The organism is Endozoicomonas sp. 4G, assembly GCF_023822025.1.
Taxonomy (GTDB): domain Bacteria; phylum Pseudomonadota; class Gammaproteobacteria; order Pseudomonadales; family Endozoicomonadaceae; genus Endozoicomonas_A.
The window spans coordinates 4,915,215-4,927,674 of record NZ_CP082909.1 but is presented as its reverse complement, the minus strand read 5'-3'; the positions used below and the strand labels follow the sequence as shown (position 1 = coordinate 4,927,674).

General features: G+C 50.9%; 11 protein-coding genes and 1 pseudogene. 5 read left to right on the top strand and 7 right to left on the bottom strand.

Features of this window, described 5'->3' with window-relative positions; all coding sequences use genetic code 11:
- Positions 1–36: 36 nt before the first annotated feature.
- The 5 genes from K7B67_RS19340 to dksA all read right to left on the bottom strand — a co-directional run bounded on the left by K7B67_RS19340 (position 37) and on the right by dksA (position 5,589).
- On the bottom strand, positions 37–3,027 hold the full coding sequence (locus K7B67_RS19340; RefSeq protein ID WP_252177497.1) for an ATP-binding protein: 2,991 nt from the start codon (positions 3,025–3,027) through the stop codon (positions 37–39).
- On the bottom strand, positions 3,017–3,193 hold the full coding sequence (locus tag K7B67_RS19335; protein WP_172806705.1) for a hypothetical protein: 177 nt from the start codon (positions 3,191–3,193) through the stop codon (positions 3,017–3,019). Before K7B67_RS19335 ends, K7B67_RS19340 begins: the two co-directional genes overlap by 11 nt.
- A gap of 85 nt (positions 3,194–3,278) precedes the next feature.
- Complete coding sequence (locus tag K7B67_RS19330; RefSeq protein WP_252177496.1) at positions 3,279–4,052, bottom strand: hypothetical protein; 774 nt, start codon at positions 4,050–4,052, stop codon at positions 3,279–3,281.
- A gap of 76 nt (positions 4,053–4,128) precedes the next feature.
- Positions 4,129–5,046 carry a tRNA glutamyl-Q(34) synthetase GluQRS gene (gene gluQRS, locus K7B67_RS19325; protein WP_252177495.1) on the bottom strand — a complete coding sequence of 306 codons (918 nt, stop codon included), beginning with the start codon at positions 5,044–5,046 and terminating at the stop codon, positions 4,129–4,131.
- 99 nt (positions 5,047–5,145) lie between these two features.
- Positions 5,146–5,589, bottom strand: a complete 444-nt coding sequence (dksA, locus tag K7B67_RS19320; protein ID WP_252177494.1) for an RNA polymerase-binding protein DksA — start codon at positions 5,587–5,589, stop codon at positions 5,146–5,148.
- 283 nt (positions 5,590–5,872) lie between these two features.
- Between dksA and sfsA the strand changes: the two genes are divergently transcribed.
- The 4 genes from sfsA to K7B67_RS19300 all read left to right on the top strand — a co-directional run bounded on the left by sfsA (position 5,873) and on the right by K7B67_RS19300 (position 9,961).
- Entirely contained in the window at positions 5,873–6,607 is a 735-nt protein-coding gene (gene sfsA, locus K7B67_RS19315) for a DNA/RNA nuclease SfsA (RefSeq protein ID WP_252177493.1), read from the top strand.
- 116 nt (positions 6,608–6,723) lie between these two features.
- The gene (locus tag K7B67_RS19310; protein ID WP_252177492.1) at positions 6,724–7,662 is read left to right on the top strand and encodes a Gfo/Idh/MocA family oxidoreductase; all 939 of its coding nucleotides are present in this window, start codon (positions 6,724–6,726) and stop codon (positions 7,660–7,662) included.
- Entirely contained in the window at positions 7,659–8,807 is a 1,149-nt protein-coding gene (locus K7B67_RS19305) for a DegT/DnrJ/EryC1/StrS family aminotransferase (protein WP_252177491.1), read from the top strand. The genes K7B67_RS19310 and K7B67_RS19305 overlap by 4 nt, the downstream gene beginning before the upstream one ends.
- Positions 8,804–9,961, top strand: a complete 1,158-nt coding sequence (locus K7B67_RS19300) for an FAD-dependent oxidoreductase (RefSeq protein WP_252177490.1) — start codon at positions 8,804–8,806, stop codon at positions 9,959–9,961. Before K7B67_RS19305 ends, K7B67_RS19300 begins: the two co-directional genes overlap by 4 nt.
- A 96-nt stretch (positions 9,962–10,057) precedes the next feature.
- Here the strand turns inward: K7B67_RS19300 and K7B67_RS19295 are convergent, their stop codons facing one another.
- Complete coding sequence (locus tag K7B67_RS19295) at positions 10,058–10,342, bottom strand: CopG family antitoxin (protein ID WP_252177489.1); 285 nt, start codon at positions 10,340–10,342, stop codon at positions 10,058–10,060.
- Between the two features lie 561 nt (positions 10,343–10,903).
- Between K7B67_RS19295 and K7B67_RS19290 the strand changes: the two genes are divergently transcribed.
- Positions 10,904–11,404, top strand: coding sequence for a DUF29 domain-containing protein (locus K7B67_RS19290; protein WP_252177488.1), 501 nt, complete (start codon positions 10,904–10,906; stop codon positions 11,402–11,404).
- Between the two features lie 89 nt (positions 11,405–11,493).
- On the opposite strand, the pseudogene K7B67_RS19285 reads toward K7B67_RS19290, so the two are convergent.
- Positions 11,494–12,137: pseudogene (locus K7B67_RS19285) on the bottom strand (adenine-specific methyltransferase EcoRI family protein).
- Between the last annotated feature and the right edge of the window lie 323 nt (positions 12,138–12,460).

The window sequence follows — 12,460 nt, the reverse complement described above, 5'->3', positions numbered from 1 at the left end:
CCCCCTCCTGCCCCAATAATTCACGGGGCTGATAAGTCAATAACCATGCTGCTGCCTGATGCTCTGCGGCTCATGACGCGGCAGGGAAATATCAAAGCGTGTACCTTTATCCAGATTTTTATCGATTGGGCTGATGACCTCGATGGTACCAAAGTGCTCTTCAATAATATTCCAGGTAAGTGCCAGACCGAGGCCGGTCCCCTTACCGGCCTCTTTGGTAGTGAAGAAGGGTTCAAACAGACGCTCCCTGATGTTGGCAGGAATGCCATGACCCTGGTCTTCTACTTCAATCTTGACGGTGTGGACAGAGGCCGATGTTCTGATAGTGATTGTACTGTTCTCATCGGAAGCATCCACGGCATTACTCAGCAGGTTGATGAATACCTGTTGCAGTTTCTGTGGGTCACCTGTCACTCTGTGTTCTGGATCACACACGTTAAGAAAGCTGATATTGCTGCTCTTTCGTCCAAGTTGCAACAGGCTGATGGACTTCTGGACGCAGGTGAAAAGATCAACAGGTTCATGGGTGCCCGTTTCTGATCGATGCTTACCGTTGTGGGAGTAGCTCATCAGCATTTGTACGATTCTGGATACCCTTTTGGTTTGTTCGAGTACCTGCTCAGCCATTTGCCGGGTGTCGTTCTCTTCCGACAGGGCTTTCAGCTCCTGGGCCAGACAGTCAATAGCGGTGACCGGGTTACCAATCTCGTGGGCGACACCGGCCGCCAGCTGACCGATGGAAGCCAGACGTTCACTGTGAAACAGTTGATCTTCAAGCATCTGGTTTTCTGTCTGATCTTCCAGCAACATCACTTTATTGCCACTGGTACCGGACGCGGGTGCTTCAAGGTTAGCCTTGTGCAGATTGAAGTAACGCAACTGCCCATTCATTTTTATACCGTGTTTAGGCAGGTGTTGACTGTCTATCCGGGCAAAGTTGCTGAGAATGTTATTCCAGGGCCCTGGAATCCGGTTCAGGGGACTGCCCAGAACCTCAGCGGCCGGGATATCGGTCATATGACTCATAGCCTGATTCCAGAGCATGATGTCTCCCGCCGCATCCACCGAGCAGAGCGCCATAGGAAGATTATTGAGGATGTCCCGGTGGTACCGCCGCAGGTCGTCCAGTTCTCCGGCCAGACCGCTTAATCGACTGTGATAAGCCTCCAGCCGGGATTCCATGAAATGAATATCCCGGGCAACGTAGCCCTTGCTTTCATCCCAGGGCAGGAAGGTGTCAACAATATCATGGGCTACGCTGGGTCCCATCAGACCCGAAAGGTTTTTCTCAATTCGCTCCCTTAGACGACGGAGAGCATGGGGACGGTTTTCATCTTCTCTCAGGTTGAGATCGCTCAGTGCCCTGGATACTTCCTTATGGGCCACCTGTCCTCCCAGGGGTTTGCTCAACATTGCATGGAAATCATGGGCAGACTTGGCTTCAGGTACTTTTTGCTCGTTGCGGCTGTTGTTCTCAACCTGACAGGCACTGGCGGCTGAATGTTCTTCCGGGGACATGCGGGTGAAGCTGGAGACCAGATAAATAAGCGCGGCGTTGACGACCAGAGAGGCCATGCCCAGCAGATGCCACTGCTCATGATGCCATTGCCCATAAAAGTAGTGGTAAAAGGCGTTCGGAGCTTCATCCATGGTTGAGCTATGGGGACTGAAATCGATGATCTGGGGCAGCATCATGGTGAAGAACCAGAAGGTGGTGCCGCCGATCAGGCCGGCAATAAACCCTTTATGGTTGGCTTTGGGCCAATACAGTACACAAAGTGCGCCGGGCAGCAGTTGCAGGGCGCCCACATAGGCAATAGCCCCCAGGTTGTAGAGCGCGTGCTCAGCTTCAAGTATTCGATAGAAGCCGTAGGAGCCAGCCATCAGCGCCAGAATAATGCAACGCTTGAACCGGGTCAGCCAACGATAGATATTCACTTCAACCTGAAGGCGGGGCGGATAATAGGGCAACACGATGTGATTCATGATCATTGCAGACAGGGCCAGTATTGTCACAATGGTCAGGCCGCTGGCAGCCGCCAGTCCTCCTACATAAGCGACAATGGTCAGCCAGGGCATATCCAGGGCCTGACCAATGAACAGTGGGAAGTAGTCAGCCGCCACCGGGCTGTCCAGCTTGATACCCGCCCAGAGAATCAGCAGGGTGGGTAGACTCAGCACCAGCAGAAACAGGGGGAGCGCCCAGCTGGCAATATGAAGAGAACGCTGGCTGCGATTCTCAGCAAAGGTCATGTGGAACATGTGTGGCATGACAATCGCCGAGGCAAAAAACATCAGCAACATACTGCGCCAGGGGCCATCCTCAAGGGGCGTTTGCATGGTTATCAGTGTGTCCTGATGGGCAGCGAGCCAGACTTCCACACCGTCAAGACCATTAAAGACTTCAAACAGAATCACCAGTCCCAAGGTTATCATAACCATCAGTTTGACCACTGACTCAACCGCGATTGCCATGACCAGGCCTTGATGCCTGTCACGGGTTGAGAGGTTCCGGGTCCCAAACAAGACAGCAAACAGGGCCACCATGACACAGAAAACGACAGCGAGTCGTTCCGGAGAGTACTCCTTGCTGATCAGGTGAATACTGTCGGATATCGCCTGAATCTGCAAAGATAGCAGAGGCATGATCGCGGTCAGCATCAGTAACGTGGCCAGGGTACCGGCTACCGGGCTTCGGAACCGGAACGCAAAAAGGTCTGCCAGCGAACTGAGCTGGTAAGTACGGGTGATCCTGAGAATGGGATGGAGCAAAACCGGAGCCAGAAGGAAAGCGCCACTCAGTCCCAGATAGAAAGCCAGAAAGACGTAACCGTGCTCACTGGCGATACCCAGACTGCCAAAATAGGCCCAGCTGGAGGCATAGACCCCCAGAGACAGAACGTAGACAGCAGGGTGCTGAGTGATTTTATCGGGGATCAGGCCTTTCTCGGTCGCCCAGGCACAGAGGAACAAAACCAGCAGGTATACGACACTGATAAGAAGAAGTTGTTCGAGTTCAAAACTCATCCGACTTCCCTCTGGGCTGGAGCAGGAAGCCTGCCAGAATGACGATAAACCAGAGAATCCAGGGTTGGTACCAGCTGTCGCCAGTGGTAATCCACCAGCCCATGATGGCGGGAGAGAACAGGTAGATACTGATAACCAGAAGCAGAACCAGGCGATAGATGTACATGAAACTTCAGTACGAGTTTTAGATCGGGCTGTCTATGTTAACCAGTGCCGGGGTAAACCGCAAAGTGGGTGAGTAATGTCATCTATTAAACGCTCGGTGGATTGTAGGTCACCCAGTAAACCATGTTGCCCGGGCAGTCATCACCCAGTACGTCGGTCATCAGCTCGTTCGCTTTCAGGTCACCTATCTTTTTGATCGCGTCAGTGTCATCCAGTTTTTCTTCCAGATACCAGTTGGGCAGGGCGTTGATGCGCTTATCGTAGTAAGCCAGGGGGAACTTAAGGTCTCTTGGCAGGCGGGCACGTTTGATACTTAACGCGGCATCGCAACGAACCACCAGGCTTTCTGCCACCTGTCTTCTTTTGCTGACGTAGTTTCCTGCTTCCCTTCGATATTTATCTTCGTAGGGGCCCATCAGTTCTTCAAAGCGGTTTTCTATACAGTAATCGTAAGACCGGCTGACATCGTCGTTTTGATAGCCCATGATCTCGCAGGCTTCTTTCACCCGCGCACGAAACTCACGACTGATCTCTATATACCAGGGAGCATGAGGGCCAAGGATATTCTGCGCTTCCTGATTGGCAACGAAAAACAGGTTTTCATCCGGGGTAAAACAGAGCGCAGCATCTTGAGCGTTAACCACATCAATTTTAGAAAGGTCGGGTTCCTTGCCAACAGCGTTTTCGCGCTCAAAGCGAGCCTTTTGACAGAATTCAGAGTCGGTTATATCAATCGCAGCTCCCGGCATGGGAGTGATTTCCTGTGGGGTAATCGCCAAAGAGTTGGAAATAAAAAACAAGGTAGTAGCAGGCAGACATCGACGTGCAATTTTTTTAATAACGGCGTTGATAACGGACATATCCACTCCCTAGACATATCTTTCTCGACAAGGTTACTCGACAAGGTTAATAGTCTATATATACCACTCCCGGTCCTCAGGATAAAGCCGCCAGTGGCACAAAAGGTTGTTTTGCGACCTTTTCTATCTGCCAGTGCGCTATACCCCATTGCAGAATCTCGGAAACACTGCTGCCGTGCAGTTCGGCGTCCGGGCTCTGTCCCAATGCCTGTAATGCATTAATCAATTGCTGTTCAGGCTGGTGGAGGGGAATCTCCGGAGCATGGTTCTGCTTGCTCAGCTTGTCGCCGTTTGCCAGCGTGATAACAGGAATATGGGCATAGGCAGGAGTGGCAGTGTTGAGCAACGACAACAGATAGATCTGCCAGGGCGTGGCATTCAGAAGGTCATGGCCCCTGACGATGTGAGTGATCCCCTGGTCAGCGTCGTCAGCACAGACGGCCAGCTGGTAGGCAAAGAGACCATCCTTGCGCTGAATAATAAAGTCGCCCAGATCAGGCAGGGCATATTTGATCGGGCCCTGGATCAGATCCTGAAACTCAATGACTTTTTCCGGGCATCTGACTCTCAGGGCATATGGGGACTTTGTGTTATCGGTTTTGTCCCGACAGGTACCCGGATAGACGCCCCCTTGCCCACGAAGGTCTTTACGGGTGCAGGTGCAGGGGTATACCAGGCCTCTGGTTTTCAGGTCACTGATGATGTGTCGATAGGTCTCGTGACGCCTGCTTTGATAGAGCACCTGATCATCCCAGTGCAAACCATAGGCTTCCAGTGACTTCAGAATCTGACGGGCTGCGCCGGGTTGTTCCCTGGGAGGGTCAATGTCTTCCATGCGAACCCGCCAGATTCCGTTTTGCGAACGGGCATCCAGAAAACTGGCCAGGGCGGCGACCAGTGAGCCAAAGTGCAATGGCCCGGAAGGAGAGGGGGCAAAGCGACCAACGTAGTTTGGCTTTTCTTCACTGTTGGCATTTCTGTTTGCTGTGGGCATGTTAACAACTCGTTCCTACGCTCCAGCGTGGAAATGCATAAATAACAAAGCCGCGATGTAATTCGCGGCTTTGTAAGAAGGCAGCAGTGACAGGGTATATTATTGACCCAGCTGCTTTTCTTTGATTTCAGCCAGGGTTTTGCAGTCAATACAAAGAGTGGCTGTAGGACGAGCTTCCAGACGGCGGACGCCAATCTCGACACCGCAAGAATCGCAGAAACCGTAATCTTCTTCCTCAATACGAGCCAGAGTTTTATCGATTTTTCTAATCAGTTTGCGCTCGCGGTCGCGGGTACGTAGCTCCAGGCTGAACTCTTCTTCCTGGCTGGCACGGTCAGCCGGGTCAGGGAAGTTTGCTGCTTCATCCTGCATATGGTTTACGGTGCGATCCACTTCTTCCATCAATTCCTGCTTCCAGTGCTTGAGGATGTTGGTGAAATGTTCGACCTGCTTCTCATTCATGTATTCTTCGCCTTCTTTCTCCACATACGGAGTGAAAGAGCGAAGCAAATTACCTTGATCGGCTTTTTTCTGTGCTGACATGATTACAGCCTCATCACCTTCTCATTAAGTAGCCCGACATACTGCCTGCCAGGCTTTCCATCCGAACGCCGGATATCACCGGCTTCCTTGAAAGCTGAGGTCAACACTACGGGTTGCCAGTATCCGTTGCGTAATCTGGACCCTATGCCTCTTGCCTTCCTCACAGAAGCGAAGAAACTACCAAAACCTATGGCAATGCGCCATAAAAAATTGCTTCTGCCGTTGTCGACAAGTAATCATCCACATAGTACATAGTAATCACAAAATACTCCTCGAGGAAACCATGAAATTTGAGAAAGATCTTCAGTCAGCCCGTTTGCTTCGACGTTACAAACGCTTCATGGCGGACGTGGAGTTGGAGGATGGCAGCATTATTACCCTTCACTGTCCGAATACCGGTTCCATGAAAAACTGTCTCTATCCCGGCAAACAGGTCTGGTATCTCGATTCTGGCAATCCCAAACGTAAGTACCCCTGCACCTGGGAGTTGGCTGAGATTCCCGTTATCTATGGCGCACAGGAAAAAAGCACTCTGGCCGGGCTGAATACCGGCAGGGCCAACAAGCTGGTGGCCGAGGCGTTGAACCTGAAAAAGATTCCCGGTCTGGCAGATTACGACAACGTTCGCAGCGAAGTGCCTTACGGTGAAGAAAAAAGCCGTATCGACTTTTTGCTACAGCAGGAAGGTTTGCCCGATTGCTATGTCGAAGTGAAAAGTGTCACTCTGGCGGTTGGTGATGGCCTGGGCCTGTTTCCCGATGCCGTCACCACACGGGGAACCAGGCATCTCAGGGAGTTGGTGGCTATGGTGAAGTCAGGTTATAGGGCAGTGCTGCTGTTTTGTGTTCAGCACACGGGGATTGAACGTGTGGCTCCAGCTCATGAGATTGATCCGGCATACGGTCAGGCCATTAAAGAAGCGGCAGCCGCAGGGGTTGAAATTATGGCTCTGGGCGCTGAAATATCGACCCAGGAGATCACCCTGACCCGGACGCTGCCGGTTCTGGATATTGACTGATCAGCTCCAGATCCGGGGGACTGAATTCCATTTTGTTTCTGCTTGATGGTTCGGATAGCGCGCGAAATAACGTCTATCTTAAAAGCCGAAACATCAAAACCTTATGGAATCTTTCAATGCTCAGAACCGCAGTAGTCGGGATCGGATATCTGGGAAAATTTCACGCCCATAAATACGCCATGTTGCCTGAGTGTCAGCTGGTTGGCGTAGCAGATATCAATGAAGACAGTGGTCGTGTTGTTGCCAGTGAGTGTGGCACAGAATTCTTTGCTGATTACCAACAACTGTTAGGCCGGGTGGATGCGGTCAGTATCGCTGTACCCACGTTTCTCCATCATCAGGTTTCCAGAGATTTTCTTAAGGCGGGTGTGCATGTACTGGTGGAAAAGCCCATCACTTCCAGTCTGGATGAGGCCCATGAGCTGGTTCAGATAGCCAGGGAGCAGGAGCTGGTTCTGCAGGTGGGTTGTCTGGAGCGTTTTAACGAAGCCCTTTCCGGCGTAGGCTCTTTATTGAGGGAGCCCCGTTTTATTGAGTCTCACCGGCTGGCTGGATTCAAGCCTCGCTCCATGGATATCAATGTGGTTATGGATCTTATGATCCATGATCTGGATATTATTCTGAGCCTGGTGAACAAGCCATTAGTGGATGTCGTTGCCAACGGTACAGCGGTACTGTCTGACTCAGTGGATATTGCCCAGGCCCGACTGACATTCAGTGGTGGCTGCGTCGCTAATGTAACCGCCAGCCGGATCAGTCAGAAAGCCAAGCGAAAAATGCACATCTTTCAAGAAAAGTCGTGTATTTGTATCGATTTTCAGTCTCTGAATATGTCGCACTTTTACAAAGGTAAAGGTGAGATGTTTCCCGGCATTCCCACCATTGAGTGTGATGCACTGAGTTATAAAGACAGCGACTCCCTGCGCAGGGAGATAGAAGACTTCCTCAACTGTGTTCGTTACTCAAAAGAGCCCAGGGTCAGCGGTGAGGATGGCCATCGTGCCCTGGCGTTAGCCACCCGGATTTCCGGTATCATCGAGGGAGATGTCCAGTGAATTCGAAAGCAATGATCCCGATGGTGGATACACTGGCCTGGCACCAGCCTATTCAGCAGGAACTCAGGGCAGCGGCCAGCCGGGTGCTGGACTCCGGTCGTTTTTTGATGGGCGAGGAAGTCACTGCTTTTGAACAGGAAGTCGGAGCGTTTCTTCAGGCTAACCAGGCTGTCAGTTGTGGCAATGGCACCGATGCCCTGATCCTTGCCCTCTCAGCCGCTGGTCTGGGCCCCGGTGATGAAGTCATTACCACGCCTTTTACTTTTTTTGCCACCGCTGAAGCCATTGTCCGGGTAGGTGCAACGCCTGTGTTTGCGGATATAGAGCCGGAGACGTTTAATATGGATCCACTTCGGATACAGCAGGCAATGACTGACCGCACTCGTGCAGTGCTGGTGGTTCATCTCTTCGGTTTGCCCGCCCGTATTCAGGAAATTCAGTGGCTCTGCGAGGAACATTCCCTGCTGCTGATTGAGGATTGTGCCCAGTCCTTTGGTGCGTCTGTCAACGGCAGAATGACGGGAACCTGGGGTGATCTTGGTTGTTTCAGCTTTTTCCCCAGCAAGAACCTCGGTGGTTTTGGTGATGGTGGTTTAATTACTGCAAAGACGGAGTTCATGGCGGAGCAGTTAAAGGTATTGAGAAACCACGGCAGCAGCATTCAATACCGACATGAGTGCATGGGTTTCAACAGCCGATTGGATGAAATGCAGGCGGCGCTGCTCAGAGTCAAGCTCAAGTACATTGAACGTTATAACCAGGAGCGGAAAAAAATAGCAGAAGTGTACCGATCCTGTCTGCAGGGATTGGATGTTCTGTTGCCAGCAGGACAGGGGCACGTTTATCACCAGTTTACGGTGTTAACCGATCAACGGGATCAACTGAAAGCGCATCTGGCCAGTCAGGGCATTGCATCCGCCCTGTATTATCCGATCCCATTACATCAGCAGCCAGTGTTTAGAGGCTTACCGATAACACAGGATCTTTTTGTCGCCGAGCAGGTGTCCCGGCGTTGTCTTTCTTTGCCTGTGTTTCCGGGAATGACGGCGGCGCAGGTGAGCCGGGTAGCAGAGTCTGTTTCCCGTTTCTTTTTGGACGAACAGGCAGAGCCTTCTTATGGGTTGGCGGGAGTTTTATACAAATGATCCATTTAGCCCCCTTTTATGACCAGCTGGAGGCAGTTCAGCTGGGTGATGCCCATTTTGATGCACAGGGGCGAGTGGTGTTGGGCGGCGATATTGATCGCAAAACTATCTGTCTTCGTCCCATGCGAAAGGGGTTGCCAGAAATCAGTGCTGAGCGTATCGGTGAGCAAATAAGAGTCCATTTATACGGTCATGGCGGCAGCGGCTGGACGCTGCTCTGGGGTAGTGTAAACAAAGCCATGGCCTTATTTGAGGAGAGGGCCAGAGCGCATAAATTAAACGACCAGGTTTCTGTAACGGTCATTGGCGCAGGTTGTATGGGAAAAGCCGTCGCCTTATCGCTTTATCAGGCAGGCTACCGGAACCTTCGTGTGGTGGCTGAGAAAGACGACGGTATTGCTTCATTGAACTCAACGGGGTATCTGGCCATGGTGTCTATGGCAACAGAAAATAAGTCCGAGAAAAAAGAGGCTGAACAGCTCGCCATTGAGACGCTCAAGGGGTATCAGAAAGTCGACAAAGGCACCCATTCCATCATCAATGAAGGGGTGCATCTTATTGATGTCTACAGTGGTCTGGGTAAAGAAGGGGAAGAAGGTCCTTTAGAAACTTACACCGGTATTGAACCCTTTGCTGAAGCCGGATTGTTACCCAAACCTGAGCAGGGCGTGGTTAAGTTTTCCACAGGCGTGAATTACCCGATGCAAAAATTCCGGACTTACTTTATGGATACTGCGGTCATTATGGCAGCCTTTGACCGTGAACTCAGAACCCGAAATATCCCTGTGGTTCGTGGGACAATCGGCAGTCTCGATGATATTAAAACCGATGTTGTTTTTAACTGTTCCGGGCTGGGGGCTGCAAAACTGAATCACGATGACAGGGTTTACCCCAACATGGGGTTGTTGCTTGAGCTGGCTCATCAACCCCTGAACAAGCTCGACTACATTATTTACACTCGCTACCAGCCGCCGGGAGCCCCCAAACGTGCCAGCCCTGTGGATAAGGCGGATATCTATTTTATGCCCAGAAGAGGAGGGTTACTGGGAGCCACCTTTATCGACCACAACGATGGCTCCGATAACGCTTTGAATGAGGCGTTGTTCACGAGAATACTGAGGGAAAATAAGCAGTTTTTTGGTTATTCGCTTTGAAGACCTTGCGACAGTGGCAGAACGCCGGGACGAAGAAACCCCGCGAGTAATGTTGGGGAAGGTGGGGTGATGGCGACCCCATTGTTCACTGACTGTTCAAGGCTGAGTTGAGACATCCCGCAAAGCACCGGACAGGTACTTGTGGAGAATACTGGACACCAGTGTCTGGTATGGAATCCCTTCCCGCTGGGCCCGTGACTGAATCGCCAACAGATCCTGTTGGGAAATTCGGATGTTAATACGCTTATCCTTCTTAAGCGTCTCCCTGGCCGCCGCTTCCAACGTCGCCTTGCGCTCAGGCGTCAGCACGGATTCATACTCACCTCGTTCAAAGGCATCGAGCAACGCCTGCTCTTCGTTATCCAGTTTGGTTTTTGTCATGTTTATCTCCCAAATAGTCACGGGTATATTTGCGGCTGGGTATCAGTGTTTTTAAAAAGTACTCCTGCTCACTTTCCACGTAAGGCACCAGCCAGACGTAACCCTGTACATTCACCACAAACATCCGCTGATGGGGATAGGCTTGCGGGTTAGGGTGGTCAATGTCGTCCAGCAGGTCGCCGTTCTCTATGTGGAAAACCACTTCCCCGAAGGATTTATTCCGTTCGCGGATCAGCTGCTGATTCTTCTGGGGGGGTTCCAGTTAAAGGGTTTCATGGGAGAAATATAGCGGATGTATGCCTTTTGTCATCAGTTGAGCCGGGCAAACGTGGCTCAGTGGTTGGACTTTCTGCGCAGTTCCCACAGCCCCTGAACCCCCGCCAACAACTTGCACCCCCCTCTTCAACTGCTATCCTCAAACCTCAAACAAAGTTGAACACTCAGACCTGCTGGCCGACTTATCCCCAGGGATGGGGGGTATCCCACCAAGCGCCTGGGGCGCGACTGGGAGGGAGCGGTTGATGGCTGAAGAATGGTATCCGTTTAATGGAGTGAACATCTATGAGTAATTTATACGAAACTGATTATCACCAGTGGTTATCCAATCAGGTAGCTTTGCTGAGAAATCATCACTTTGACCAGCTAGATTTAGAAAACTTGTTGGAGGATTTGGAGTTGAGCATTAAGCAAGACATTCGTGAGTTAGAGAAATTTTTAGTTAATCTCATACTCCACTTGCTTAAAATGGATTACCAAACAACAGTGTTAAGGGACACCGTAGCCACTGAAAGAGTCATTAAAGGCTGGATGGTTAGCGTATGGAATGCAAGGGATGGGATTAATGAATTATTGGATAAGAATCACAGTTTAAACAGACGTATCGAAGACGTTTTAAAAGAGGCTTATCCTAAAGGTAAAAAGAAAGCTATTAGAGAAATGAATTTACACATACCACCTAAATGCCCAAAGCTGAACAACAGTAGCTTTCCAGACCAGTGCCCTTGGTCTTACGACCAGCTAATGACTGAAGACTGGTACCCACTGAACGGGGTTGAATTGTAGCTCGTATAGCTCTTACCCACGCTCAGCAAACGAGGTGAAGAATCTTTGGCCAGGTCCCGGAGGGTGATGTTATGTTGGATGACTTTCATTTATGCCACCTTGGCCAGGGGTTTGCGGTGGCGGATAAACAGCCGTTTATAAACACCCTTACCATTGACGACAGCGGCATCTCGTCGATCGTGGGGTAAGTAAAGATGGTTAATGAAACCGTCCCCACCTCGGTCTGAAGTGCCAATGATTTCAAATTGTTCCGGGTTGAACTTACTCAGGAACGTAATAGGTACACCCATGACACTTCAATGGCATCGTAATTGTCGTAGTGTGGGTAGGCAGCCTTATTACCCCGGTATCGCTGCACCAAAATCATTTCCTCGTGTCGTTTGTTATGATCAAGGTTTGTGAACCAGACAACACCTGAAACCCAGATCAGGCCTTCACGATGGTCAGTATCAGAAGCGACATCGTCGTAGTAGGGTGCAATGAAATGAGCCATGTTCCTTTTGAAGCCAAAGCCCAGCCACATTTTGTTTTCTTTGATAAGAGAGAAAACACCCTTGTAGGTAATGGCGTTTTGGTTACCGATGATAATGAATTTCTTATTAAAGCTGGCCAGCTGACCTACATACTCACTGAACAGGGAAAACGGTGGATTGGTGACGACAATGTCAGCCTTTTTCAGCAGGGCGATACACTCAGGGCTGCGGAAGTCACCATCGCCCTCCAGGGGCGTCACGCCATTTCGTTTGGCATCCTTGCCTCGGTACGGGTTAGTCCTTGCCTGTACTGCCTGTGATTTGATTATGAAGAATATCCATCGGCCTTGGCAGGCCAGGCATTAGACAACCTTTGTTTTATCCGCCCCGGGAAGGTTCTGGATCCTCCAGCAACGCAGCTTCCTTCAAAACATCAGGATACTTGTCAACGTGGCCACAGGGGTTCCACCATTGATCGAAATGCTGGCGCAAACCCGTTCCTTCAGGGGCGGGTCTAGCCAGCGCAAGGCGTTAGCCTTGCTGTGACAGTCGCTTAGAAGTTTTAACAGACTTTTCTGAAGGC

What these genes read in the sequence shown, in the direction of transcription:
- K7B67_RS19340 (WP_252177497.1), bottom strand. Translation starts at nt 3,027, where the DNA reads ATGAGTTTTGAACTCGAACAACTTCTTCTTATCAGTGTCGTATACCTG.
- K7B67_RS19335 (WP_172806705.1), bottom strand. Translation starts at nt 3,193, where the DNA reads ATGTACATCTATCGCCTGGTTCTGCTTCTGGTTATCAGTATCTACCTG.
- K7B67_RS19330 (WP_252177496.1), bottom strand. Translation starts at nt 4,052, where the DNA reads ATGTCCGTTATCAACGCCGTTATTAAAAAAATTGCACGTCGATGTCTG.
- gluQRS (WP_252177495.1), bottom strand. Translation starts at nt 5,046, where the DNA reads ATGCCCACAGCAAACAGAAATGCCAACAGTGAAGAAAAGCCAAACTAC.
- dksA (WP_252177494.1), bottom strand. Translation starts at nt 5,589, where the DNA reads ATGTCAGCACAGAAAAAAGCCGATCAAGGTAATTTGCTTCGCTCTTTC.
- sfsA (WP_252177493.1), top strand. Translation starts at nt 5,873, where the DNA reads ATGAAATTTGAGAAAGATCTTCAGTCAGCCCGTTTGCTTCGACGTTAC.
- K7B67_RS19310 (WP_252177492.1), top strand. Translation starts at nt 6,724, where the DNA reads ATGCTCAGAACCGCAGTAGTCGGGATCGGATATCTGGGAAAATTTCAC.
- K7B67_RS19300 (WP_252177490.1), top strand. Translation starts at nt 8,804, where the DNA reads ATGATCCATTTAGCCCCCTTTTATGACCAGCTGGAGGCAGTTCAGCTG.
- K7B67_RS19295 (WP_252177489.1), bottom strand. Translation starts at nt 10,342, where the DNA reads ATGACAAAAACCAAACTGGATAACGAAGAGCAGGCGTTGCTCGATGCC.
- K7B67_RS19290 (WP_252177488.1), top strand. Translation starts at nt 10,904, where the DNA reads ATGAGTAATTTATACGAAACTGATTATCACCAGTGGTTATCCAATCAG.